Annotated in this window: 22 protein-coding genes; 13 read left to right on the top strand and 9 right to left on the bottom strand. The window is 49.4% G+C overall.

Annotation, left to right across the window (positions count from 1 at the left end):
- Positions 1–36: 36 nt before the first annotated feature.
- The 6 genes from lpoB to EDF88_RS05245 all read left to right on the top strand — a co-directional run bounded on the left by lpoB (position 37) and on the right by EDF88_RS05245 (position 5348).
- On the top strand, positions 37–633 hold the full coding sequence (gene lpoB / locus EDF88_RS05270) for a penicillin-binding protein activator LpoB (protein ID WP_243839599.1): 597 nt from the start codon (positions 37–39) through the stop codon (positions 631–633).
- The gene (gene thiK, locus EDF88_RS05265; RefSeq protein ID WP_134183446.1) at positions 611–1435 is read left to right on the top strand and encodes a thiamine kinase; all 825 of its coding nucleotides are present in this window, start codon (positions 611–613) and stop codon (positions 1433–1435) included. Before lpoB ends, thiK begins: the two co-directional genes overlap by 23 nt.
- Before the next feature lie 21 nt (positions 1436–1456).
- Positions 1457–2482 carry a beta-N-acetylhexosaminidase gene (gene nagZ, locus EDF88_RS05260; RefSeq protein WP_134183444.1) on the top strand — a complete coding sequence of 342 codons (1026 nt, stop codon included), beginning with the start codon at positions 1457–1459 and terminating at the stop codon, positions 2480–2482.
- Positions 2483–2524: 42 nt separating this feature from the next.
- On the top strand, positions 2525–3067 hold the full coding sequence (gene ycfP, locus EDF88_RS05255) for an alpha/beta hydrolase YcfP (RefSeq protein ID WP_064517936.1): 543 nt from the start codon (positions 2525–2527) through the stop codon (positions 3065–3067).
- A gap of 225 nt (positions 3068–3292) precedes the next feature.
- Positions 3293–4597: an NAD(P)/FAD-dependent oxidoreductase gene (locus tag EDF88_RS05250; RefSeq protein WP_034456136.1), complete on the top strand. Its 1305-nt coding sequence runs from the start codon at positions 3293–3295 to the stop codon at positions 4595–4597.
- A gap of 214 nt (positions 4598–4811) precedes the next feature.
- Positions 4812–5348, top strand: a complete 537-nt coding sequence (locus tag EDF88_RS05245; RefSeq protein WP_064517940.1) for a glycine zipper 2TM domain-containing protein — start codon at positions 4812–4814, stop codon at positions 5346–5348.
- Positions 5349–5417: 69 nt separating this feature from the next.
- Here EDF88_RS05245 and EDF88_RS05240 read toward each other — a convergent pair whose 3' ends face one another.
- The 4 genes from EDF88_RS05240 to EDF88_RS05225 all read right to left on the bottom strand — a co-directional run bounded on the left by EDF88_RS05240 (position 5418) and on the right by EDF88_RS05225 (position 10745).
- A complete protein-coding gene (locus tag EDF88_RS05240; protein ID WP_134183442.1) occupies positions 5418–6572 on the bottom strand; it encodes an MFS transporter in 1155 nt (384 codons plus the stop codon).
- A gap of 78 nt (positions 6573–6650) precedes the next feature.
- The gene (locus EDF88_RS05235; RefSeq protein ID WP_064517944.1) at positions 6651–7253 is read right to left on the bottom strand and encodes a TetR/AcrR family transcriptional regulator; all 603 of its coding nucleotides are present in this window, start codon (positions 7251–7253) and stop codon (positions 6651–6653) included.
- Between the two features lie 133 nt (positions 7254–7386).
- Positions 7387–8415, bottom strand: a complete 1029-nt coding sequence (locus EDF88_RS05230) for a Gfo/Idh/MocA family oxidoreductase (protein ID WP_134183440.1) — start codon at positions 8413–8415, stop codon at positions 7387–7389.
- Positions 8416–8555: 140 nt separating this feature from the next.
- Positions 8556–10745 (bottom strand): TonB-dependent siderophore receptor, encoded by a 2190-nt coding sequence (locus tag EDF88_RS05225; RefSeq protein ID WP_134184165.1) that lies wholly within the window; start codon positions 10743–10745, stop codon positions 8556–8558.
- Positions 10746–10938: 193 nt separating this feature from the next.
- Here EDF88_RS05225 and EDF88_RS05220 point away from each other — a divergent pair, with 193 nt between their 5' ends.
- Positions 10939–11832 (top strand): siderophore-interacting protein, encoded by an 894-nt coding sequence (locus EDF88_RS05220; protein WP_134183438.1) that lies wholly within the window; start codon positions 10939–10941, stop codon positions 11830–11832.
- 29 nt (positions 11833–11861) lie between these two features.
- On the opposite strand, the gene EDF88_RS05215 is transcribed toward EDF88_RS05220, so the two are convergent.
- A complete protein-coding gene (locus EDF88_RS05215) occupies positions 11862–12494 on the bottom strand; it encodes a TetR/AcrR family transcriptional regulator (protein ID WP_134183436.1) in 633 nt (210 codons plus the stop codon).
- 247 nt (positions 12495–12741) lie between these two features.
- Here EDF88_RS05215 and bhsA point away from each other — a divergent pair, with 247 nt between their 5' ends.
- Entirely contained in the window at positions 12742–12999 is a 258-nt protein-coding gene (gene bhsA / locus EDF88_RS05210) for a multiple stress resistance protein BhsA (RefSeq protein ID WP_064517952.1), read from the top strand.
- A 106-nt stretch (positions 13000–13105) separates the two neighbouring features.
- Here bhsA and EDF88_RS05205 read toward each other — a convergent pair whose 3' ends face one another.
- The 3 genes from EDF88_RS05205 to EDF88_RS05195 all read right to left on the bottom strand — a co-directional run bounded on the left by EDF88_RS05205 (position 13106) and on the right by EDF88_RS05195 (position 18926).
- On the bottom strand, positions 13106–14047 hold the full coding sequence (locus EDF88_RS05205) for a L,D-transpeptidase family protein (protein WP_064517955.1): 942 nt from the start codon (positions 14045–14047) through the stop codon (positions 13106–13108).
- Between the two features lie 207 nt (positions 14048–14254).
- On the bottom strand, positions 14255–17701 hold the full coding sequence (gene mfd, locus EDF88_RS05200; protein WP_134183434.1) for a transcription-repair coupling factor: 3447 nt from the start codon (positions 17699–17701) through the stop codon (positions 14255–14257).
- 151 nt (positions 17702–17852) lie between these two features.
- On the bottom strand, positions 17853–18926 hold the full coding sequence (locus tag EDF88_RS05195) for an acyltransferase family protein (RefSeq protein ID WP_064517957.1): 1074 nt from the start codon (positions 18924–18926) through the stop codon (positions 17853–17855).
- Positions 18927–19226: 300 nt separating this feature from the next.
- On the opposite strand from EDF88_RS05195, the gene lolC reads away from it, so the two are divergent.
- From lolC to cobB, 5 genes are all read left to right on the top strand, one after another.
- Positions 19227–20426, top strand: coding sequence for a lipoprotein-releasing ABC transporter permease subunit LolC (gene lolC / locus EDF88_RS05190; protein ID WP_064517959.1), 1200 nt, complete (start codon positions 19227–19229; stop codon positions 20424–20426).
- Complete coding sequence (gene lolD, locus EDF88_RS05185; RefSeq protein ID WP_064517961.1) at positions 20419–21123, top strand: lipoprotein-releasing ABC transporter ATP-binding protein LolD; 705 nt, start codon at positions 20419–20421, stop codon at positions 21121–21123. Before lolC ends, lolD begins: the two co-directional genes overlap by 8 nt.
- Entirely contained in the window at positions 21123–22367 is a 1245-nt protein-coding gene (gene lolE / locus EDF88_RS05180) for a lipoprotein-releasing ABC transporter permease subunit LolE (protein WP_134183432.1), read from the top strand. Before lolD ends, lolE begins: the two co-directional genes overlap by 1 nt.
- 91 nt (positions 22368–22458) lie before the next feature.
- Positions 22459–23370: an N-acetylglucosamine kinase gene (nagK, locus tag EDF88_RS05175; RefSeq protein ID WP_064517965.1), complete on the top strand. Its 912-nt coding sequence runs from the start codon at positions 22459–22461 to the stop codon at positions 23368–23370.
- Positions 23371–23373: 3 nt separating this feature from the next.
- Entirely contained in the window at positions 23374–24195 is an 822-nt protein-coding gene (cobB, locus tag EDF88_RS05170; protein WP_064517967.1) for a Sir2 family NAD+-dependent deacetylase, read from the top strand.
- Positions 24196–24240: 45 nt separating this feature from the next.
- On the opposite strand, the gene EDF88_RS05165 is transcribed toward cobB, so the two are convergent.
- Complete coding sequence (locus tag EDF88_RS05165; protein WP_134183430.1) at positions 24241–24753, bottom strand: methyltransferase; 513 nt, start codon at positions 24751–24753, stop codon at positions 24241–24243.
- Between the last annotated feature and the right edge of the window lie 73 nt (positions 24754–24826).

Genomic DNA, 24826 nt, shown 5'->3' with positions numbered 1-24826 from the left:
GGAATCTATCGTTATCTGGTTATTCTCGCTGCGGCGATGATTTTATCCGGGTGTATTAACCGTGGTGAAGCGCCTGCACCTGTGGAAGAAGTAAAACCTGTTCCGCAGCAACCAGTAGAGCCGCAACCAACTGTTCCAACAGTGCCAACTGTACCCACTCAGCCAGGCCCGATTGAACAGCCACAACCAACCATTCCTGCGACACCAAAAGTGCGCAGTTACGATTGGGGTAGCACCATGCAGCCAATGGTTGGCAAAATGCTTCAGGCCGAAGGTGTAACAGCCGGTGGCGTATTGCTGGTGGACAGCGTAAATAACCACACTAATGGTTCACTGCAAACCAGCAAAGCGACAGAAGCACTACGTGGTGCGCTGGAGAACAATGCCAAATTTACCCTTGTTTCAGCACAGCAGCTTTCGCTGGCGAAACAGCAATTAGGGTTATCACCGCAAGACAGTCTTGGATCGCGCAGTAAAGCGATTGGCATTGCCCGTAATGTTGGCGCGCAATATGTGCTCTACAGCAACGCCAGCGGTAATGTGAATGCACCGACGCTGAAAATGCAGTTGATGTTGGTACAAACTGGCGAAATTATCTGGTCAGGAAGCGGTGCTGTACAACAAACTCAATAATTCGACACTGCAACGTGTGATTGAGAAATATCTTCCGGCGGCTCAGGCCGCCGGTTGCTTTTCTCATCTTCAGGGATTAAGCGGCGGCAGCCTGCATTTCAACCTTGGTGGGCAAGAGTATGTTGCGCGGCATCAGCTTGCAGCGCAAATGCCTGGGGTTTCTCTCAGTAGACAATATCGGGCACTGAGACACCTTCCTACCGGAATAGGGCCTCGGCCCGTTTGTCTGGCAGAAGGCTGGCTTATCGTTGAATGGCTGAATGGGGAGGTGAAATCGGAACTCCCCTCACTGCAAACGCTCACTTCGTTGCTGTATGATTTGCATCGTCAACACTGTTTTGGCTGGCGAATCAGTCTGTTGCCATTGCTTGAGCATTATTGGCAAAACGCCGCATCACAACGGAGAAGTTTGCTCTGGTTGCGGTTGCTGAAACAAATGAAGCGGCAGGGTGAACCTAAGCCACTGCGTCTGGCACCACTGCATATGGATGTTCATGCCGGAAACCTGGTAAATCAGCCAGACGGTATCAAGCTTATCGACTGGGAATATGCCGGTGATGGGGATGTGGCGCTGGAGTTGGCGGCAATCGCGCTGGCTAGTAACGTTGATAGTGAGCAGTTGGTTCATGCTTACGCGCAGTTAAGTCATATTCCGCCAGAAGCGTTAGCCCGACAGGTCGCGTGTTGGCAACCTTGGGTCATTATGCTGATGGCATCCTGGTATGAATGTCGTTGGTCGCAAACGCAGGATAGAACATTTATAACTCTTGCAGACGAGGCCTGGAGCCAGTTGCGGGATTAGAATTGATAAAGAGAGGTTGATGTGGGTCCGGTAATGTTAGATGTGGCAGGCTTTGAGCTGGATGCCGAAGAGCGTGAAATACTAAAACATCCACTGGTTGGTGGGCTGATTCTGTTTACCCGCAACTATCACGATCCCGAGCAACTGCGTGAACTGGTGCGTCAAATCCGCGAGGCTTCCCGCAACCGTCTGGTGGTTGCCGTTGATCAAGAAGGCGGACGCGTTCAGCGGTTCCGTGAGGGTTTTACCCTTCTACCGGCGGCTCAATCATTTGCTGCGTTACATGGGCTTGAGCAGGGCGGCAAACTGGCTCAGGAAGCGGGCTGGTTGATGGCGAGCGAAATGATTGCCATGGATATCGACATCAGCTTCGCGCCAGTGCTGGATATTGGCCATATCAGCGCAGCCATTGGCGAGCGTTCATATCATGAAGATCCGCACAAAGCGTTGGCTATGGCGACACGCTTTATCGACGGTATGCATGCTGCTGGCATGAAAACTACCGGCAAACACTTCCCGGGGCATGGTGCGGTAACAGCAGATTCGCACAAAGAAACGCCGCGTGACCCGCGTGATGAAGTGCTTATCCGCGAACACGATATGCAGATTTTCCGTACGCTTATCACCGATAACAAACTTGATGCCATTATGCCTGCGCACGTTATCTACACTGACGTTGACCCACTTCCGGCGAGTGGTTCCCCGCACTGGCTGAAAACCGTGTTACGTGGTGAGCTTGGTTTTAACGGCGTTATCTTCTCTGACGACTTGTCGATGGAAGGGGCGGCGATTATGGGCAGCTATGCGGAACGTGGCCAGGCGTCACTGAATGCAGGTTGCGATATGATCCTGGTCTGCAATAATCGTAATGGTGCGGTGAGCGTGTTAGATAACCTGTCTCCGGTCAAAGCAGAACGTGTTACAGGTTTGTATCATAAAGGTTCATTTACCCGTCAGGAGCTGAGGTCATCAGCGCGCTGGAAGGCAGCAAGCCAGCAACTTGAGGCGCTGCATGAGCAGTGGCAAGCCCACAAGGCGGGTCTTTAACTCCTCAGGCCAGAAGGCCTGAATTCGTGTGGTGAGGATGCAATGATTATCTATTTACACGGTTTCGACTCTAACAGTCCTGGTAACCATGAAAAGGTGCTGCAACTCCAGTTTATCGACCCGGACGTGCGGCTTATCAGTTACAGCACGCGGCATCCGAAACACGACATGCAGCATCTGCTCAAAGAAGTCGACAAGATGCTGCAACTCAGTGACGATGAACGCCCACTGATTTGTGGCGTTGGGCTTGGAGGCTTTTGGGCCGAACGTATCGGTTTCTTGTGCGATATTCGTCAGGTGATCTTTAACCCGAATTTGTTCCCGCAAGAGAACATGGAAGGGAAAATCGATCGCCCTGAAGAGTACAGCGATATTTCGACCAAGTGTGTGCAAAACTTCCGCGAGAAAAACCGCGATCGTTGCCTGGCGATTTTGTCGCGTAATGATGAAGCGCTCGATAACACCCGTGCTGCAGAATTGCTGCATCATTACTATGAAATCGTATGGGATCAGGAACAGACCCATAAATTCAAAAATATCTCACCACATTTGCAACGTATAAAAGCGTTCAAAACCCTCGGCTAGCCGGGGCTTAAAGACGTAAAAGTGAAAGGGTCAGCTATGTGCTGGCCCTTTTTGTTTATCTTTTCGGCATAAAAATTTGACGCACATCAATTTTGGTATGACCAATACACCATCCATGTTATTCTTTGGTCACATTAGTGAGTTTGTTTAGGTAACTTGTTGTTAATTAAATGCTATTTACATAACCTTTAATTAACAATTGGTTAATATTTTAAGGGGGTCACTTTGACTACGCCATTAAGAAAGATTGTCATTGTCGGTGGTGGTGCTGGCGGACTTGAACTGGCCACTCAGCTCGGTAAAAAACTAGGCCGTGGTAAAAAAGCGAAAGTTACGCTTATCGATCGTAACCATAGTCATTTGTGGAAACCGCTGTTGCATGAAGTCGCAACCGGTTCACTGGATGAAGGTGTGGATGCGCTGAGCTACCTGGCTCATGCCCGTAACCATCACTTCCAGTTCCAGCTTGGTTCAGTGGTTGATATCAACCGCGAAAGCAAAACGCTGACGCTGTCAGAACTGCGTGACGATAAAGGCGAGCTGCTGGTTCCTGAACGCAAAATCCCTTACGACACGCTGGTGATGGCGCTGGGTAGTACTTCCAACGACTTCAACACGCCGGGAGTGAAAGATAACTGTATCTTCCTCGATAACCCGCATCAGGCGCGTCGTTTCCACTCCGAAATGCTGAATCTGTTCCTCAAGTATTCTGCAAATCTGGGTGCCAGCGGCAAAGTGAATATTGCTATCGTTGGTGGCGGGGCTACCGGTGTTGAGCTGTCTGCGGAACTGCACAATGCGGTGAAACAGCTGCACAGCTACGGCTACAAAGGCCTGACGAACGAAGCGCTAAATGTAACGCTGGTGGAAGCCGGTGAACGCATTCTGCCTGCGCTGCCACCACGTATTTCAGCAGCGGCTCACAGCGAGCTGACTAAACTTGGCGTGCGTGTTCTGACGCAAACCATGGTGACTTCTGCGGATGCTGGTGGACTCAATACCAAAGATGGCGAATATATCGCAGCAGATCTGATGGTTTGGGCTGCAGGTATCAAAGCACCAGACTTTATGAAAGATATCGGTGGTCTTGAGACTAACCGTATCAACCAACTGGTGACTGAGCCTACGCTGCAAACTACCCGCGACCCTGATATTTTCGCGATTGGTGACTGTGCATCCTGTGCACGTCCTGAAGGCGGCTTTGTGCCTCCACGTGCACAAGCGGCACACCAGATGGCCTCATTGGTTCTGACCAATATTCTGGCGCAGATGAAAGATAAACCGCTGAAGTCCTATGTTTATAAGGATCACGGTTCACTGGTGTCGCTGTCTAAGTTTTCAACTGTTGGCAGCCTGATGGGTAACCTGATGCGCGGTTCGATGATGGTAGAAGGGCGTATGGCACGTTTCGTCTATATCTCTCTTTACCGCATGCACCAGGTCGCACTGCATGGCTACTTCAAAACTGGCTTGATGATGTTGGTGGGTAGTATTAACCGCGTGATTCGTCCGCGCCTGAAGCTGCACTAATCGCGATTAAGATTGATATTCAAACCCGGCCTTGAGCCGGGTTTTTTTATACATGGCAGCATAAAAATCCATAAATGAACATTTCATGCTTAGGATTTCTCTCAAACACATGGTTCCAGCCTATGAATCCGCATTTTTCATCCGTTGTCTGATTTGTGGAAAGCCTCCTTTGGCTGCAAAATTGTAAGCAATTGCACAATCAGGAGGATGTCCTGTGAATAAATCAATGTTAGCGGGTATAGGTATCGGTGTGGCCGCAGCACTGGGTGTGGCAGCGGTTGCCAGCATGAATGTTTTTGACCGTGGCCCTCAGTACGCACAGGTAGTGTCAGCGACACCCATTAAGGAAACAGTAAAAACGCCACGCCAGGAGTGCCGCAACGTAACGGTAACTCACCGCCGTCCTGTCCAGGATGAGAACCGCATTCTTGGTTCTGCGCTGGGAGCTGTTGCAGGTGGTGTTATTGGCCATCAGTTTGGTGGTGGGCGTGGTAAAGATGTTGCAACGGTTGCCGGTGCATTAGGTGGTGGTTACGCAGGTAACCAGGCTCAGGGCGCAATGCAAGACCGCGACACCTACACCACTAGCCAGCAGAAATGCAAAACCGTCTATGACAAATCAGAGAAAATGATCGGTTATGACGTAACTTATCGCATTGGCGATCAGCAGGGCAAAATCCGTATGGATAAAGACCCTGGCACGCAGATTCCGCTCAATGACAATGGCCAGTTAGTTTTAAACAAAATCTAACGGTTTTAAATTGATCGCTAAACGCCCGGATCATCGATGACTCGGGCGTTTTAGTTACGATTCAGTAGATTAATTCCATCCCTGTTTTCCACGGCGTGCATAAGGTAAAACAGACAATAAAGCCAGAATAGCTAATATCAGACCAATCCATAAGGCCGATCGTAATCCATACCCAGATGAAATAGCCATTCCACCTAAATAAGAACCGCCACCCAAACCAATATTAATTACCGAGGTATGAACCGCATTTACCATCGGACCTGGATGAGCCACACTAACAATACGTGCCATCATTGCTGGATTCATAGGAACGCCAGATAAACCGATAAATATGACTGCCAGAATTGCGATCGATTGATATTGTGCAAATAAGGCCATGCCTAATAATGAAATGCTTAGAACAATTAACCCGACGACCATAATGGCTAAGCTATGACGATATGCCAGCCTTCCGGTTATCATATTACCCACAATGTTCGCCAGGCCATAGAGCATCAAAATAAAGGGGACTGTCTGCATATTAAAATCAGCTACATCAACCAATACGGGTACGAAATAACTAAAGGCGGCAAAACTGGCACCTAAAATTAAGCAGCTTGTGGTACAGGCTTTCCAGTAAGCTTTGTTTTTGAATGCTTTTATTTCTTCAGCCATTTTGATGGTACTACCGCCAGCCATAGGCGGTAATAGACGCACTAATGCGCACAGGCATATGAAGACAAGAATGGCGACCAATCCAAAGCTCATTCGCCAGCCCCATTGCTGATCGATGATAGTCGCAAGCGGGACGCCAAAAACGTTAGATACCATAAAGCCAGCGATGACGATTGAAGCCGCGCGTGGACGACTCTCCACAGGCACGAGTGCCATGCTTGTTGCTAAAGACAGACTCAAACAACCCGCGCACAAAATACCCGTCACAATTCGGATTGCGACCAGAACATTGTAATCCGAGACAAACGCACTAAATCCTTGAACAATAACATACAGCCCTAATAGCCATAATAATGTTGTTCTATAGGGAGCTTTAAATTTTAGAAAAACATAGGTTAATACTGGGCCGCCCAACATCACGCCAAAAGCATAATAAGAGATGAGATGCCCGACTTCACCCACCGTAATATCGAATGCGTCTGATAGGGTAGACATCATACCCGCTACCATTAATTCAGCAGTGCCAAGCGAAAAAATAGCCAATCCTAAAATATAAACAACTAACGGCATAATTTTTAATTTTCTCCATGTATTGGAATGATCGTTACAAAATGAAAGGCAAAAATAGATGAGATTTTTAGATGGAAATTACAAGTTGATTAACAGGCCAACGACGACATCTTCGAGGGTTTTTCTATCTGAAATATTTTTGCTTAGAACACGTAAACCATAGTAACCCGCCATAAAACCTCTTGCCATTTCTATAGCTGAAGCTTTATTGCTTAGTTCACCATTCTGTTGACCCTCGGAAAATACCAATACCAAAGTTTGTTCTAAACGCTGGCGATATTCCCTGTTCAGGTTGGCAACTGTTCCGTCTTTACTGCCTTGCTCCAGAGCAGAAAAAAGGACCATTGCATCATGTTGTTCTGGTTGCGAGAGATCTTCGGTAATACCCCAGAGCAGAAGGGTATGTAATCGTTCTTTCACCGGACCAGATTGTGTAAGAATTGCTAGCTGTGCCGACATTGTTTGCTCATGGCTACGCAACAAAGCTTGCTCATACAGAGCCTGCTTGCTACCAAAGGCATTATATAAGCTTCCCCGCCCTAATCCGGTGCCATTGCATAAATCTTGCGCAGAGGTGCCCGCGTAACCATGAGTACTAAAAACAGCTACAGCGGCATCAATGACATCCTTGTCTTCGAACGTTCTTGGACGACCAGGATAAGTTGGTTTTTCGACACTCATAGGGAAGGGTGACTCGAAATGAGTTGAAGCGGCATAGTATTGATTATGGAACGATCAGTCAAATATTTTCCACAAACAAATGGCCGTTCTCTGGCAATCCATAAAGTTGTTCTTTTGTGCCGTGAAAATCCCATCAATGTGGGCCGCGTAACTGCTGTTGCAACCCCAGCAAGGCAGTAACTTCTGCTATCCGGCGCTGAGTGTAGGCTGGTATTTCTTCAGGTGTGCGCAAGAACAACCTTTGCTCGCCAAAGACAACATCATGTAAACAACGGTCGTAAAGCGGCCCCGCCAAGGTGCTGCACTCGGTTCCCTGTTCAGAAATCCGTTCAACTACCTCATTCAAACCTTGACGATCGATATTGATAATTTGCCCGTTATGAAGATGAATTCGCATCCCTTTTTGGCCGCCAGCAGGCCCGGCATATTTATTGAGATGGAGCGTAAAGGGAATGCCGCTCATCGTTCCGGTTAACAGCGCTTCACCTTCCGCGGTAGTGAAGTCACCCGCCGCAATTGCATTCCCCAGGCGGTCGCGTGCGTAACTGAGTTCCACGGTGAGCTGGTCATTGCCACCTAACTGATGGACAGTTTCACGCATCATGGCGAGAGTATGAGTACCGATATCGACAATTACACCGTCAGGATGACGCAACTGGCGGGTGTCCGCTTCACCCGTTGCAAAGTTCAGGGCAATCGGCTCACCTGCGGCATTAAAACCACTTGGCTCCATTAAAAAACCTTCGATGCACTTTATCTCATTGATGTTGTGAATGTGATTACAGGCTTGAGTACGAATCATCCAGTGATCCAAAGCCAGAACACGCACGGCATTTTGTGGTTGCGCGAGCAGTGTTTTAAGTGTCTCAAGTTGTGCAAGTGTGGCAGCAACCGGTTTTTCTACCACAATCGCAGGCACATCACTTTGCAAGACTCGCTCAAGAACGGGAAGGTGATGAAGAGACGATGTCGTGATAAGCACCACGTCGAGCGGCATTGCTAAAAGTGCATCCAGGGAATCACAACGGGTAATGCCGTCAATCTCACGCGCCGGGTCAGCGTCATAACCGTAACATTTGAGCAAGGGAGTAGAGATGCGGCGTAGCGCCGGGAGATATGCTGTTTCGATGACTGAACCTAAACCGATTAAACCTGCCAACATAAGCTAATCCTACCAAATATAAGCCGTACCTATCATTAGAGTCCCTATGTTTTAAATGACTACTGGGTTTTGGTCGAGAAGGATTTTGTGTATGAGAGTAAAAAAGCAGGCTGGTTTTTAGCCAGCCTGCTGTGATCAATTTAGAATTGCAGGGAGTAATTCACACCGTAAGTGCGCCCACGCCCTTTATATTCGTACAGCGAAGGGCTGCCGTACGTTGGACTGTAAAGCAATGGTGCGCGCTGGCCCCACACGGTGGTGTAGTCTTTATCAAGCAGGTTTTCGATGTTGAAGCTCAGCTTGCCTAGTGGTAGAGCGTAGCTTCCAATAAAGTCGACGGTGTTATAACCATTAATCTTATTGTCGCTGGCATCGGTTAAATCAAAGGTCTGCTGGCTTTGAACTCGCAGGCTCCACGGGTCTGGTGCCCAGCCAACATACGCGGTGGCTTTTGAAGGGCTTGCGTAAATCACGTCCCATTTCTGCCATTTGCCATCCACTTTAGTTTCGGACTTAAGCACGTTAAAGTTAAAGCCGGTGCTCCAGTTCGAGTCTGGAATAAAGTAATCCACAGCACCTTCAACACCGTAAATACGACGCTTGTCATCTTCCACATTGATGGTCATATCTGCGCGGTTGATGGAGATCGACTTGTCAGACAACGAGTAGTACGCCGCAATTTGGCTTCGCAGGCTATCACCGGTATAACGCCAACCCAACTCATAAGAATCGACTTTGATCCCCTGAAGTTTTGACTGCCCGACGTTCACGCTATTTACCAGTTGGTAATGGCCATTCACCAGTCGGTAAGTGCCATTACCGTAGTATTTGCCTGGATCAGGAAGCTCTACACCTTGTGAGAAGTTAAACCACGCTTGCTGGCGGTCAGTAATATGCATTAACAGACCAGCATTGAATAACGCGTTGTCGTAATCCGTGCTGCCGCCAGGGATTGCGTCCGCAGACTGAGCGATACCGTTTGCAATACCTTGTTGCTGAGTAAAGCCAACAAAATCATCGACTTTGTTCTCAGTCCATTGGTAACGCACGCCGCCGCTCAGGGTAAACAGATCGTTGATGTCATAACTGCTTTGCAGGAACGGAGCGAGGTTAGTGATGGTGTAACCTGGATAGCGGCCAGTGGTGTAAATGCTCTGATTATTCAGACCACCTGAAGCATTGGCTTTTGCGAGATCAAAGAACATTTGGTTCGAGGTAAAGCTCTCGTGATCGGCATCGACGCCATAGGTAATCTGCCAGCCATCCAGCGGTTGGCTGGTAAGAGCCAGTTTCGCCCCGTACTGATCGGTATCCTGCTGGGAGGCCGAGAAACTGGTTACGGCTCCACGCGTGAGCGTCGGGAAAGGATAGAAGGTCAGAGACTCATCACGATAGTAAATCTGCCCAACCACTTCCTGGCCGAGGAAGTCGCTGTTGGAGTATTGCAGGCTAATCAGATGGCGTTCGGTACCAGGAATGCGGTCAGAATTAAGATTGTCACTGACAAACGCTTTGCCATTACCGGTCACTGCAGAGAAATTTTCACCCAGATTCAGCCCGTAATCACCGTCTCCCTGGCTCTTATAATATTGAGTCACCACCTGCAGTTGCTGGGTTTCATCAATATTTATCGTGCCGGTACCCATGACATCCAGACGGTCGGAATACTGTAAACCGGTTTGCGTGTTATCGAGCAAAGTCTGGTCGCCATTGCCATCAAACCAGCCACCAAATTTCTGATAAGCCACAGATAAACGGCCAGAGGCATTATCGTTACCGCCAGAAATGGAGCTGGCGACACGTTCATCATGATCTTTACTGCTGTTAAAACCAGACTTAATCCCGGTTTCAAATTCGGCCTGAGTGTCAGGCTGGCCCTTTTTCGTCACGATATTAATCAGACCACCAGTACTACCACCGCCATACAGCGAAGTTGCACCAGAGATAACTTCGATGTGTTCAATGTTGAAAGGGTCAATAGAGTCGAGCTGGCGGCTATCGGTACGGGAAGAGTTCAGACGAACGCCATCCACTAAAACCACGATAGAACGGCCGCGCATGTTCATGCCGTAGTTGGTACGGCTTTGGCTACTGACATCCAGACCGGGAATTAACTGTGCAAGTGCGTCTTTCAGCTCCTTGCCTCCCTGAATCTGTTGCTCAAGCTCGGTGCCTTCAATAACCCAAGTGGTCTGCGCCATTTCAGCCACCGTACGATGCATACGGTTCGCAGAAACCAGAATATTTTCTTCGGAAGTTTGCTGCGCGAAAGCCGGAGCCATCATCGCCAGAAGCAACGGGTTAAGCACCCAGCGTGCGTTTTTATGCATCATCATCATTCCTTGGATGGGAAAATATTAACATTTGAAAATGTTTTGAAATAAGAACGAGCTGAATTCTGCCGATAACGGTTCTCATTATCAATCTCAATTGATAGTATTTCTCAAATTAATCTTATGAATAATCATATGATTTCTGTGGGTAATTTTTTTGGCGATGGCAAGACAAGGCAAAGGAGCTGAAATGGCAGAGGTACAAAGCTACAGATTGTTTAATGTGCAGCTAATGCATAAATCACACGTTTCACCTTCGCTGTTGAGTCTGGTATTTGGCGGTCCGGATGTGGCAAACATGAAATGTGATTCGCCCGACCAGCGAATCAAAATGTTGTTCCCGTCTGAAGATGGTTCAATTCCGAACTTGCCAGAACATGGGCAGTGGTATTCGTTGTTGCAAGAATTACCCAAAGAAAAGCGGCCGATTGTGCGTACTTATACCTTGCGGCACGTTGACCGCGAGCGTCAGCAAGTGACTGTTGAATTCGTCAGTCACGGCACGGAAGGGCCTGCCTCCGCATGGGCGATTAGCTCGCAATCCGGTGACAAAATACAAATTGTCGCGCCGAATGCCGATTACCCGGCAGACAGCGGCGGTTATGAATGGACGCCACCTGCGGATTTGCGCCAGGGATTAATTGTTGCGGATGAAACTGCATTGCCTGCGGCGCGAGGCATACTTGAACTGCTATCGAAACTGCAAAATCCTCCAAAAATTCAGGCGTTTTTTGAAGTCCCTGAGCAGGGGGATTGCGTGGATTTAAGTGAATTTGGTTTTGCGAAAATTCATTGGTTGCCGCGAAAGGCTGTCAACGCAAGGCATGGGGAGTGCTTACTCAAGGCGGTAAGTGAATGTGCCCAACTCCCTAAAGCTGCGGGGATTACAGAAACAGTTAATGAAGAGGCTGAAGGTGAACTGTTGTGGGATAAAGCCACAACGGCCAGTAACGCTTTTTACGGCTGGGTTGCGGCGGAATCATCGGTTGTGAAAATGCTGCGCCGTTACTTAATTGGAAAATGCGGTGTGAGCCATGACGCCATCAACTTTATGGCCTACTGGAGCAAAGGGCGAGAGCGTTAATACAAAAAGGGCGGTAAAGCCGCCCATGGTTAGATTTTCTTTAGTTCCGGTAACAATCGTAGTGTGGTTTTCACGATCTGCATCAGCTCTTCATAGCTGGCATTTTCGATTGCGCTGATCGACATCCCCTGAATGATACAACAGAGATATTTCGCCAGATTGCGTACGCTTGTGGTTGCCGGAATTTCACCTTTTTGCTGTCGCTGCTCCAGGAAGTGAACCAGAGTCGCTTCCTGCATCGACTGACGCATTTTTATCATCGCGGAGATATCTTCCGAAGAGACGGCCAACACCGCAGAGGTACATATCATAAAGCAGCCTGATGGTGTCTCTTTGTCAGTAAACATCTCTGCCAGCAAAGAGAGATAATCTTCCAGGGTCTGTTCCAGAGTACGATCTTCGCAATAAAGGCAAGCCTCACGCTGCTGCGTTACTCGTGCGATATAGCGATCTAATACTGCCTTGAACATACCTTCTTTGTTGGTGAATTCTGCATAAAGCGTTGGCGCTTTTGCACCTGTTGCTTCAACTAAATGTGCCATAGAAGTGGCTTCGTAGCCGTGTTTCCAGAACAAAGCCATGGCCTTGTCAAGTGCAGCTTCCCTATCAAACACCTTCGGTCGGCCACGGCTTTTTTTAACGCAACTAGTGTCAGTGGACATGGGAACCGTTTAACCTTTGTCTGTTTAATAAACGATCATTATAAAAATAATAACACGTGTAAGCTATAGGTTGATTATTAAAAATAATTTAATCCTATGCTTATGAAAAATAGTGCGTTTATAAAATAATTAACGAGCGTTATAAAAATAGTTTGACGCGTGATGCAGATCACATCTATGATTTAGTTATCGATCGTTAAGTAAAGAACTTAACGGCCTACTAAATCATCTGCTCAAGGTAAATAACATGAAAAACGTAAAAACTCTTATCGCTGCTGCTGTTCTTAGTTCACTCTCTTTCGCAAGCTTTGCCGCTGTTGAAGTGCAGGCAACGCCAACCGGTCAACAGAAAGTCGGCACAATCACCGCAACAGCTGGGACAAACCTGGGTTCGCTGGAAGATCAACTGGCTGAGAAAGCCGAACAAATGGGTGCCAGCTCATTCCGTATTACTTCAGTTACCGGCCCGAACACTTTGCACGGTACTGCGGTAATTTATAAATAAGCATACCCTTCATACTTCAAGTTGCAGCGGTGTTGGTCGCGCCCATTCAATAAAAAAGGCCCTGTTGAAAAACAGGGCCTTTTTTCTATCCGAACTAGCGTGATAATCAGATTTCGTTGGTCGCTACAGTATGCGCGTTGACTTCAATTGGCATGCCAGAGCGGTGCAGCATCGCCTGTTCCATAACTGTCGCGTCAGTTTCAGGGGCGGCCTGGAACTGTTTCATTTGTTCAGTCAGCGTAATCGGCAGCACTTGAGGATCATCATTAATATTTTTCGACAGTGGCTGATGCACCTCAACTAAACGTCTGCCATCTGGCTCGATGGACGTTTTAATCGCGGTATTAATAATGCGAACTGGCGTTCCGACAGGCATATCTTTGTACAGCGCTTTGATATCGCCATCACGCAGACGAATACAGCCTGAGCTGACACGCATGCCGATGCCGAAATCTGCGTTAGTTCCGTGCAGTAGATAAACTCCGCCAAAGGCTGCGAGACGAATCGCATGATGGCCCATTGGGTTCTCAGGCCCGGCAGGAACAACAGCTGGCAGCTTGATGCCATTTGCCAGGTAACGAGCGCGAATATTTGCGGTTGGGGTCCAGGTAGGATTGGCCCTTTTATCTGAAACACTGGTCACCATCGTTGGCGTTACCGTATCACCACCAAGCTGGCCGATACCAATCGGGTAAACCGTCACGCTGTTCTTTCCTTTGGGATAATAGTAAACGCGTAGCTCGGCAAGATTGAGAACCAGCCCTTCACGTGGCGCATCCGGCAGTATCATCTGACGTGGAATGGTCAAAACACTGCCCGCACGGGGAACATAGGGATCGACGCCAGGGTTGGCCTGTAATAAAGCAAGGAAGCCCACATTGTATTTTTTGGCGATAGCCTCAAGTGAACCACCGTCATCTTTTACCTCATGGAAAAAATTCTGACCGATAAGACGGCTGCCTTCTGCTGGTAGAGGATAAGAGTTGGCATTCGCGTTAAAAGCGGTGAGTGCTGCGCTAACCAGCATAATCGACGCCAGCCACCGCATAGCGCGTGCCTTGCGAGATGATAAAACGCTCAAAGAGGTAATCACGATAAACCCTATAAGTATTATGGTTAATGTTATAAAAAAGTTAATCGATGATTATGGCAGGGGGAGATGTCGGGAAATCCTGGCGGATTGAAAGGATGTGTAAATGTTACGATGAAATGGAGGAGGACGGGTAAGCGCATGCGCCACCCGCCACCATGAGAACTACGCTATAGCGTTCTGCGCCAACTGATGCATAAAGTTACGTACCCATTCCATACGCGCTTTACGATCTGCGAGGTCTTCAATAAATTTGAGTCGCGTTGGCCCATCCAGACGGTAATGTTGCGGCTGTTTTTGCAGCAAACCAATCAACCAAACTGGGTTAACGTGGTTTTTCTCAGCAAACTCAATCACACCACCTTTGTCATGACCTTCAATCTTACGCACGCCAAGTTTTTGCGCCTGCTGACGCAATGCCGCAATATCCAGCAGATTGCGAGCGGCATCCGGCAGCAGGCCAAAGCGATCAATCAATTCCACTTTTAATTCATCAAGCTCATGTGCCGTTTTGGCACTGGCAATGCGTTTATAGAACGACAGGCGGGTGTTGACGTCCGGGATGAAATCATCTGGTAACAACGCGGGCATACGCAGTTCAACTTCGGTTTGGCTACTGGTCAAATCTTCAAGCGACGGCTCGCGGCCCTCTTTGAGCGCATCGACGGCGTTTTCCAGCATCTCCATGTACAGCGAGAAACCGATAGTTTCCATCGAACCACTCTGGCCTTCACCAAGTAATTCACCCGCACCGCGAATTTCAAGATCGTGAGTCGCCAGCGCAAAGCCCGCACCCAGGTCTTCTAACGACGCAATAGCTTCCAGGCGTTTCTGCGCATCGGTGGTCATTGCTTTCGGATGTGGCGTCAGAAGCCATGCATAAGCCTGGTGATGCGAACGCCCCACGCGGCCACGCAACTGGTGTAACTGTGCAAGGCCGAAATGGTCTGCACGTTCAATAATAATGGTATTGGCAGTCGGAATATCGATACCCGTTTCGATGATCGTGGTACACACCAGCACGTTAAAACGCTGGTGGTGGAAGTCGTTCATCACTCGTTCCAGCTCACGCTCACGCATTTGGCCATGGCCGATAGTAATACGCGCTTCCGGTACAAGCTCGGCGAGGCGATCGGCTGCTTTCTGAATGTTTTCTACATCGTTATAGAGATAGTAGACCTGGCCACCACGCAGCACTTCACGCAAGATTGCTTCGCGAACCACCAGGCTGTCGTACTCGCGAACGAATGTTTTAACTGCCAGTCGGCGTGCCGGAGGCGTTGCGATAATCGACAAATCGCGCATTCCGCTCATTGCCATATTCAGCGTACGTGGAATTGGTGTGGCAGTTAGCGTCAGGATATCGACATCGGCACGCATGGCTTTAATGCGCTCTTTATGACGCACGCCGAAGCGGTGTTCTTCGTCGACAATCAGCAGGCCGAGATCTTTCATCTTCACGTCATTCTGTAATAGCTTATGCGTACCGATCAGAATATCGACTTTCCCTTCTCGTGCTTCTTCGAGAATTTGCGCCTGCTCTTTAGCCGTACGGAAACGTGACAGCATTTCGATGCGCACTGGCCAGTTGGCGAAACGGTCGCGGAAGTTATCCAGGTGCTGCTGCGCAAGCAGGGTGGTTGGCACCAGCACCGCAACTTGTTTGTGGTTTTCAACCGCAAGGAATGCGGCGCGCATCGCAACTTCGGTTTTACCAAAGCCCACGTCACCACATACCAACCGGTCCATCGCCAGCGGCCGGCACATATCGCTTAATACCGCGTTAATGGCTTGTGCCTGATCCGGCGTAGTTTCAAATGGGAAGGCGTCGCAGAACAACTGATACTGCTCGCGGTCATGCTTAAAGGCAAAGCCCTCTTTGGCTGCGCGTTGCGCGTAAATATCCAGCAATTCAGCAGCAACATCTCGCACTTTTTCTGCCGCTTTCTGGCGTGCACGGGACCACGCATCGCTGCCGAGTTTATGCAGTGGCGCGTTTTCTTCGGCACCGCCCGCATAGCGGCTAATCAAATGGAGAGACGAAACCGGCACGTACAGTTTTGCATCGCCATGATAGGTCAGCATCAAATATTCAGCGGTGATGCCGCCCGCTTCCAGGGTGGTTAAACCGGCATAACGCCCAACGCCATGTTCAAGATGCACGACTGGTTGCCCGGCACGCAGCTCTGCGAGGTTACGAATCAGGGTATCTGGGTTAATGGTGCGACGGCTGTCCTGACGTCGACGACTAACGCGCTCGCCCAACAAGTCGCTTTCGCAAATTAATGCCCGGTTACGCAGGGTGTCGATAAAGCCGTGTTCGCTCGAACCCAACATCAGGTATCGGCCTTTATCTACCGCGTCATCAAGACGATAGATGCGTTTTGGCGCCACTTTAATGCGTGACAATAGCTCGCCCAACGCTTCGCGGCGGCCTTCACTTTCTACGGAAAACACTACCGGGCCGGCGAAAGACTCAAGGAATTTACGCAAATTATCGAGCGGTGCTTTCTGTTGCGCCTGAACCGAAAGGTCGGGTAATACGCGATAACCCAGATTGGTAAACGCGGCTTTGTCGGCCAGAGATTCGGTTTTTAACTGGATTCGCGGCCAGGCTTTTAGCTCACTGAAGAGTTCATCCACGCGCAGCCACAGACTTTCTGGTGGCAGCAGAGGGCGCATTGGATCAACACCACGGTTTTCGAAGCGGGCGAACGTATCCTGCCAGAAGCGCTCGGCGCTGGTTTCAATATCGCCGGTGTTTATCAGCAAGGTATTTTTTGGGAAATAGCTGAACAGCGGCGGTAATGGTTCGCTAAAGAATAACGGCTGCCAGTATTCAATCCCGGCCGGCAGCATGCCTTTACTGACTTGCTGATAGATATGTTCAGGTTCGCGCTTCACGTCAAACTTGTCGCGCCACTGGCTACGGAACAATTCAATAGCCGTTTTATCGGTCGGGAATTCGTGAGCGGGGAGTAAGTTGATGGCATCAACTTCCTGAAGTGTGCGCTGAGTATCGACATCAAACACACGCAGGCTGTCGATTTCATCATCAAAAAAGTCGATGCGATAAGGCTGCTCACTGCCCATCGGGTACAAATCTAGTAATGCGCCACGGGTAGCAAATTCACCGTGTTCCATAACTTGATCAACGCTGCGATAACCTGCCTGTTCTAATTGGCTACGCAGGTTATCACGCGATAAACGTTGACCTTTTTTCATCACCAGCGCGTGGCCATGCAAATAACTATGCGGGCAGAAGCGTTGCATCAAAGTGTTGACTGGCAATATCAGTACGCCGCGCTGCATGGTTGGCAATTGATACAGCGTGGATAAACGCGAAGAGATGATTTCCTGATGCGGTGAAAAACTGTCGTACGGCAGCGTTTCCCAGTCAGCAAGATTCACCACCAGGCTTTCCGTAAACTGGCTAATTTCGTCATGCAGGCGTAGAGCATTCTGCATATCAGGAGCAATCAGCACCACCGGCCCACTATGGCGCTCGACGATCTCGGCAACTTCGGTCGCACAAGCTGAACCGGTGAGTTCTCCAAGCTGGCGCTGATCGCCAGCTTTAACAGGTAAGGAATAGCGATAATTTTCAGACATGGTGGACGTCAGCATCTCTCAGGTTGCGCCGTGTTTACCCTTCATCTATCAAGCTGCAGGGTATTGATAAGCACTCGAAAACAATGTTGTTTATTATCCGCGATCGTTTTGTATTAGCAACCCAATCGCAACGCCTCCTGAGAAAGAACGTTTAGCGGATGTCAGTCGCGAACACCATTTTGGTGGGAGGGGTAAAAAGCATATCGCCCAATAGCGCACGCGATAATTTCCTGAATCCCAAACCTATTAGAGTGCACGTTGCCAGGCTGACAAACGGATAAACCAGTAAAACGGCGATCAGCAGGTTATCGGAGATTCTGTCTGCATTAATTTGCCCGATCATAAACAAACTCAACGCTTCGATGATGATGCGGTGGGTGGTGTAAATGGCAATGGTGTTAGAACCAACGATATTCAGAAATGCATCGGAACGGCTCTCGCGCCAACTATCCAGAATGTAAAACAGCTTCATGATGACAAAAATCGACACCACGGAAATCACTACTGGGACATTCACCAGATACAGCGCTACGGAGAGCAGAGCGCCTGCAGTACAAAGCAGCGGATGTTGGCGGAAATGGGTCGTTTTCATCCACGTCATCAATTGTGGGCCAAACCATGCGCCCAAACCGTAATAACACATATTGCGCACCACGCTGTTCATGCCCCACCACGGCAACGGCATAAAGCTGATTGCCACGTTTACTCCAAGCAGCATGATGATTACCGGAACTTTATAGCGACGCAGACTTTTGAATATCGCGAAATAGATTATTAGCGCATAGAGATACCAAAGACTGGTGCTGGCTTTTGCCATGCTGGTGGCAAATTGCAACAGGGTTTCCGAGTACGCGGCATTAGACGTGGGGTTACGTACCAGATCGGGGGCTAGCCACTGATTGATAAGCGAAATTCCCAACCATTGCAAAACACCCCACAGCACCAGGACATAGAAAATATTCCAGATGCGCTTATCCACGCAGTCACGCCATTTCACCGACTCGATATAGCGGGTGATTAAAAAGCCAGAAATAAAGAAGAACACTGGCATACGAAAAGGTGCCAGATAGAGATTCAGGTAGATCCAGCTTTTCGCAATGTATTCAGGCAGACCAGCTTCAAGTTGCGTCAAATGCGGGTAAAAGGTGATCACCGAGTGATAGATAACGACAAGGCAGATACATAGCCCCTTGATATGGTTGATCCACAGTTGTTTATTTTTCATGCGCGGGCTTAATCTTCTGTTGGCCGGTATTTGCTTTCAGGGTGGAAGATCGCCGGGCAATTTTTTACCTGATTTGTCTGTTTTTGTAAGAATCAGGCACATTTCAGAAATTCCGCATGATTAATTAATAACCGAATTGATGCGGCTTTACAGCGAAAACAAGATGTTATGAGTTTGATTTAATTGGTATTTCACATGTTCTGAAATATCAAAAAAACGTTACGTTTCATTTACTTGATGCGGTATCGCTTATATACTTCTTGCCAACTTTGCATCCGCAACTGCCACAAGACGGAATACATGTATCAACCTGTCGCGTTATTTATAGGCCTGCGCTACATGCGTGGGCGAGCAGCTGACCGCTTCGGTCGCTTCGTCTCCTGGCTGTCGACTATTGGCATTACGCTTGGCGTAATGGCGCTGGTCACGGTGCTTTCCGTGATGAACGGCTTTGAACGTGAGCTGCAAAACAACATTCTTGGCTTGATGCCACAAGCTGTAATCACCTCAACCAGCGGCTCTATTAACCCCGAAACACTTCCTGCGAAAGACCTAAAACTCGAAGGTGTTACGCGCATTGCACCGATTACTACGGGTGACGTAGTACTGCAGAGTGCGCGCAGCGTTGCAGTGGGTGTCATGCTAGGGGTTAACCCGGAAGAAAAAGATCCGCTTTCGCCGTTCCTGGTCAACGTGAAGCAAACAGACCTGGTCGCTGGGCAGTACAACATTATTCTTGGTGAACAACTTGCCGGGCAATTGGGCATTAAGCGTGGCGATAGCATCCGTGTAATGGTGCCTTCTGCCAGTCAGTTTACGCCTATGGGTCGTTTGCCAAGTCAGCGTTTGTTTAATGTGATTGGTACCTTCGCGGCTAATAGCGAAGTCGATGGTTATCAAATGCTGGTGAACCAGCAAGATGCATCACGCCTGATGCGTTATCCGTTAGGTAATATTACCGGCTGGCGCTTATGGCTGGCTGAACCACTCAAGGTGGATGTCCTGAGCCAACAAACCTTGCCTGCGGGTACCGAGTGGAAAGACTGGCGCGAGCGTAAAGGTGAGCTGTTCCAGGCTGTGCGCATGGAAAAAAATATGATGGGGCTGCTGCTGAGCCTGATTGTGGCCGTTGCTGCATTTAACATCATTACCTCGCTCGGTTTGCTGGTGATGGAGAAACAAGGCGAAGTTGCCATTCTCCAGACTCAGGGGCTGACGCGTCGCCAAATCATGGCAGTGTTTATGGTGCAGGGGGCGAGTGCGGGAGTTATTGGTGCGCTGCTCGGTGCGCTGTTAGGCGCGCTACTTGCCAGCCAGTTGAACAACTTGATGCCGATTATTGGCGCGTTGCTCGATGGTGCTGCGCTGCCGGTCGCTATCGACCCTGTACAAGTTATTGTGATTGCGATTATTGCTATGGCTGTCGCTTTGTTATCCACGCTTTATCCATCGTGGCGTGCCGCCGCGACACTTCCCGCTGAGGCTTTACGTTATGAGTAATTCTGTCCTGTTGCAGTGTGACAAACTGTGCAAACGCTATCAGGAAGGCAAAGTGCAAACGGACGTGTTGCATGATGTCAGCTTCAGCATCAACACCGGCGAGCTAATGGCGATTGTCGGCAGCTCCGGTTCTGGTAAAAGTACCTTGCTGCACCTATTGGGTGGCCTGGATACGCCAACGTCAGGCGATGTCATTTTTAACGGCAAAGCAATGAGCTCAATGTCCTCTTCTGCGAAAGCCGAGCTGCGCAACCGGGAGCTGGGGTTTATTTATCAGTTCCACCATTTGCTGCCTGATTTTACCGCGATGGAAAACGTCGCCATGCCACTGCTCATCGGCAAAAAGAATACCGATGAAACAAAGCAACGTGCGCTGGATATGCTAAAAGCGGTAGGGCTTGATCACCGCAGTAATCACCGTCCGTCAGAGTTGTCCGGTGGCGAACGCCAGCGTGTGGCGATAGCTCGTGCGCTGGTAAATAACCCGCGCCTTGTGTTGGCCGATGAACCGACCGGGAACCTCGATGCACGTAATGCAGATAGCATTTTCGAACTGCTTGGCGAGCTGAATGTGCGTCAGGGAACCGCATTTTTGGTGGTGACTCACGACCTCAAACTGGCCAAACGCATGTCTCGCCAGTTAGAAATGCAAGATGGTCGGCTGACTCATGAGCTGACTTTGATGGGAGCCGATTAATGGCTTCGCCACTGTCACTGCTGATTGGTTTACGTTTTAGCCGCGGGCGTCGTCGCAGCGGCATGGTGTCTCTTATCTCAATTATTTCCACGTTAGGTATCGCATTGGGTGTAGCGGTCCTGATTGTGGGTTTGAGTGCGATGAACGGTTTCGAGCGCGAGCTGAATAATCGCGTGCTTGCGGTTGTGCCACATGGTGAAATCGAGCCGGTTAATCAGCCATTCCACGACTGGAAAGGTGTGTTGCAACGTGTCGAGAAGGTTAAAGGCATCGTCGCTGCCGCACCATACATCAACTTCACTGGCCTGGTGGAAAGCGGTGCTAACCTGCGCGCCATCGTGGTAAAAGGCGTCGATCCAGAACAGGAAACTCACCTGAGCGCGTTGCCTGAATATGTGCAGAACAATGGCTGGAAGGACTTTAAAGCGGGTCAGCAGCAAATCATTATTGGTAAAGGTGTTGCCGATGCGCTGAAGGTGAAGCAGGGCGACTGGGTCTCCATCATGATTCCGAACAGTGATGGTGGCACTAAACTTCTGCAACCCAAACGTGTTCGCCTGCATGTCACTGGAATCCTGGCTCTAAGTGGTCAGCTTGACCACAGCCTGGCAATGGTGCCAATGGCTGATGCGCAGAGCTATCTGGATATGGGCGATAGCGTTACCGGTATCGCTATCAAGGTCAATGACGTCTTCAATGCCAATAAGCTTGTGCGCGATGCCGGCGAAGTTACCAACGCTTACGTCTATATCAAAAGCTGGATTGGCACCTACGGCTATATGTATCGCGATATTCAAATGATTCGCGCCATCATGTATCTGGCGATGGTGCTGGTTATCGGCGTTGCCTGTTTTAACATCGTTTCCACGCTTGTCATGGCGGTTAAAGACAAGAGCAGCGACATTGCTGTATTGCGTACCCTTGGGGCAAAAGATGGTCTGATTCGCGCCATTTTCGTCTGGTACGGTCTGCTGGCGGGGTTGCTGGGTAGTGTAAGTGGTGTGATTGTTGGGGTGCTGGCCTCCTGGCAATTGACCAATATTATCCACGTGATTGAAAAATTAATCGGTCACCAGTTCTTGTCAGGCGATATCTACTTCATTGATTTCTTGCCATCTGAACTGCATTGGCTGGATGTATTTTATGTCCTGATCACAGCATTGCTACTGAGTTTACTTGCCAGTTGGTATCCGGCGCGCCGAGCCAGTAATATCGATCCGGCGCGAGTATTAAGCGGACAATAAATTCTTCACCAAAATATATACCCTGAGTACTTCAAGTTGCAGGTAGGCTGCACCCCTGGAGCTTGAAGTATGACGGATATAGGGAGAAACGATGTATTACGGATTTGACATTGGTGGCAGTAAGATGGCTCTTGGGGTCTACGACAGTGAGCGTCGTTTGCAATGGGAAAAACGTGTTCCCACCCCGCATGACAGTTATGAGAACTTTTTAGCGGCTATCGCTTCCATGGTACAGGAAGCCGATAGCCGTTTTGGTATTCAAGGCTCGGTGGGTATTGGTATCCCCGGAATGCCCGTCACAGATGATGGCACGTTATACGCGGCGAATGTCCCAGCAGCCAGCGGGAAACCGGTACAGGCCGATCTGAGCGCGATGCTCGGGCGTGAAGTACGCATGGACAACGATGCGAACTGTTTTGCGCTCTCTGAGGCCTGGGACGATGAGTTTCGTGATTACCCGGTGGTCATGGGCCTGATTCTCGGCACGGGTGTTGGTGGTGGCATCATCGTCAACGGTAAATCCATTACCGGGCGCAACTATATTACCGGCGAGTTTGGTCATACCCGCCTGCCAGTTGATGCACTGAATGTGCTGGGCCGTGATATTCCCCTCACGCGCTGCGGTTGCGGGCAACATGGCTGTATTGAAAACTATCTTTCTGGCCGTGGATTTGCGTGGGTTTATCAGCACTTCTACTCTGAACCACTGGACTCTAAAGAAATTGTTGCCCGCTATCGCGCAGGTGATGAAAAGGCTGTAGCCCATGTCGATCGCTTCGTTGAGCTGCTGGCCTGCTGTCTTGGCAGCCTGTTAACGGCAATTGATGCGCATCTGGTCGTGATTGGCGGTGGGTTGTCTAACTTTACTGAGATGTACCAGCAACTGCCTGAGCGTCTACCTAAGTATCTTCTGCCTGTGGCAAAAGTACCGCGTATTGAACCTGCGCGACATGGTGATGCCGGTGGTATGCGTGGTGCGGCATTCCTCCATCTCACGGAGTAAATTATGCTATCGCGTCGTCAACATCGGCTAAGCCGGTTTCGCAAAACTAAGCGTCTGCTCCGTCAGCGTTTACGTCAGCGTGCTTTTTTCAGAGATATACCTGGACCCGAAGCGATGGAAAAACCCAGAGTTGTGGTTCTGACCGGCGCGGGAATTTCCGCTGAGTCAGGCATTCGAACTTTCCGTGCCACTGATGGTTTGTGGGAAGAGCATAGGGTTGAAGATGTTGCGACGCCTGAAGGCTTCGCTCGCGACCCTGAATTGGTACAGGCGTTTTATAACGCTCGCCGCCAGCAACTTCAGCAGTCGGAAATTAAACCGAATGCTGCCCATCTGGCACTGGCTCGTCTGGAAGAAGAACTGGGTGATCACTTCCTGTTGGTGACGCAGAATATTGATAACCTCCATGAACGAGCTGGCAATAAAAACATCATCCATATGCATGGTGAACTGCTGAAAGTTCGCTGTGCGCGCAGTGGGCAAGTGCTGGAGTGGAAAGGGGATATTACCCGCGAAGACCGCTGCCATTGCTGCCAGCTTTCTGCACCGCTGCGCCCACATGTGGTGTGGTTTGGCGAAATGCCACTGGGTATGGATGAGATTTATCAGGCTATTGCTACAGCTGATTACTTTATTGCTATCGGCACCTCGGGCCATGTGTACCCAGCTGCCGGGTTCGTACACGAAGCCCGTTTACAAGGCGCGCATACTGTTGAGCTGAACCTTGAACCGAGCCAGGTTGGCAGTGAGTTCGAGGAAAAATTCTACGGCTTAGCCAGTGAAGTGGTGCCGGAGTATGTCGACCGCTTGTTGAAAGGTCTATAACAAATAGCGGGTAGCCGATACTGCCCGCCTATTAATGTCAAAAAATTACGCTCTCGCCGCGACAAATAACTTCTCTTCCCGCAAAGCCACTATTATCAAAAATAGCGAAATATACGCGCAGCAAAGTAATGCCAATGCACTGATAAACCAGGGCCATCGGGTGACATACACTGCGCTGCAAGAGAGGATCACCATAATGATTCCAGCGTACATCGGGTGAGCTATCCACGAAAAGATCCCGCTGTGTATACGCGGTGCTTGCGGAAGGTAGTATCCCGCCCAAGTATGATGTGCCCCTAAATCGATTTTTCCTTTCACCACCAGAACGGTTCCTGCAATTGCTATCAGCAAACAAACCCAATCCAGCGGCGTAACGTATTCCACAAGGAAAAGGCTCCAGGCGAAGGCGATTATTGGTAGTAAATAAGTCAGCCGTAAGAGTTGTATCGCTCTGATATCAATCAGTGGTTTAGCCTCAGGCTTATCTTTCCTCGCGAGAATAAACGCGGTGAAAATACCAAGGTTGAGTAGTTGGGCCAGTATAAAGAATGTATTCATCACGATTTTCACTCAGTCTGCAATGAGCGGGGGTAGTGAGATGACGGCAATAGTCAGGCGCTCATTCAAGCTT

Source organism: Buttiauxella sp. BIGb0552 (genome assembly GCF_004366275.1).
GTDB classification, from domain to species: Bacteria; Pseudomonadota; Gammaproteobacteria; order Enterobacterales; family Enterobacteriaceae; genus Buttiauxella; species Buttiauxella gaviniae.
This window is presented reverse-complemented; position numbering and strand designations above follow the sequence as displayed.

What these genes read in the sequence shown, in the direction of transcription:
- lpoB (WP_243839599.1), top strand. Translation starts at nt 37, where the DNA reads ATGATTTTATCCGGGTGTATTAACCGTGGTGAAGCGCCTGCACCTGTG.
- ycfP (WP_064517936.1), top strand. Translation starts at nt 2,525, where the DNA reads ATGATTATCTATTTACACGGTTTCGACTCTAACAGTCCTGGTAACCAT.
- EDF88_RS05240 (WP_134183442.1), bottom strand. Translation starts at nt 6,572, where the DNA reads ATGCCGTTAGTTGTTTATATTTTAGGATTGGCTATTTTTTCGCTTGGC.
- EDF88_RS05235 (WP_064517944.1), bottom strand. Translation starts at nt 7,253, where the DNA reads ATGAGTGTCGAAAAACCAACTTATCCTGGTCGTCCAAGAACGTTCGAA.
- EDF88_RS05230 (WP_134183440.1), bottom strand. Translation starts at nt 8,415, where the DNA reads ATGTTGGCAGGTTTAATCGGTTTAGGTTCAGTCATCGAAACAGCATAT.
- EDF88_RS05225 (WP_134184165.1), bottom strand. Translation starts at nt 10,745, where the DNA reads ATGCATAAAAACGCACGCTGGGTGCTTAACCCGTTGCTTCTGGCGATG.
- EDF88_RS05220 (WP_134183438.1), top strand. Translation starts at nt 10,939, where the DNA reads ATGGCAGAGGTACAAAGCTACAGATTGTTTAATGTGCAGCTAATGCAT.
- EDF88_RS05215 (WP_134183436.1), bottom strand. Translation starts at nt 12,494, where the DNA reads ATGTCCACTGACACTAGTTGCGTTAAAAAAAGCCGTGGCCGACCGAAG.
- bhsA (WP_064517952.1), top strand. Translation starts at nt 12,742, where the DNA reads ATGAAAAACGTAAAAACTCTTATCGCTGCTGCTGTTCTTAGTTCACTC.
- EDF88_RS05205 (WP_064517955.1), bottom strand. Translation starts at nt 14,047, where the DNA reads ATGCGGTGGCTGGCGTCGATTATGCTGGTTAGCGCAGCACTCACCGCT.
- mfd (WP_134183434.1), bottom strand. Translation starts at nt 17,701, where the DNA reads ATGTCTGAAAATTATCGCTATTCCTTACCTGTTAAAGCTGGCGATCAG.
- EDF88_RS05195 (WP_064517957.1), bottom strand. Translation starts at nt 18,926, where the DNA reads ATGAAAAATAAACAACTGTGGATCAACCATATCAAGGGGCTATGTATC.
- lolC (WP_064517959.1), top strand. Translation starts at nt 19,227, where the DNA reads ATGTATCAACCTGTCGCGTTATTTATAGGCCTGCGCTACATGCGTGGG.
- lolD (WP_064517961.1), top strand. Translation starts at nt 20,419, where the DNA reads ATGAGTAATTCTGTCCTGTTGCAGTGTGACAAACTGTGCAAACGCTAT.
- lolE (WP_134183432.1), top strand. Translation starts at nt 21,123, where the DNA reads ATGGCTTCGCCACTGTCACTGCTGATTGGTTTACGTTTTAGCCGCGGG.
- nagK (WP_064517965.1), top strand. Translation starts at nt 22,459, where the DNA reads ATGTATTACGGATTTGACATTGGTGGCAGTAAGATGGCTCTTGGGGTC.
- cobB (WP_064517967.1), top strand. Translation starts at nt 23,374, where the DNA reads ATGCTATCGCGTCGTCAACATCGGCTAAGCCGGTTTCGCAAAACTAAG.
- EDF88_RS05165 (WP_134183430.1), bottom strand. Translation starts at nt 24,753, where the DNA reads ATGAATACATTCTTTATACTGGCCCAACTACTCAACCTTGGTATTTTC.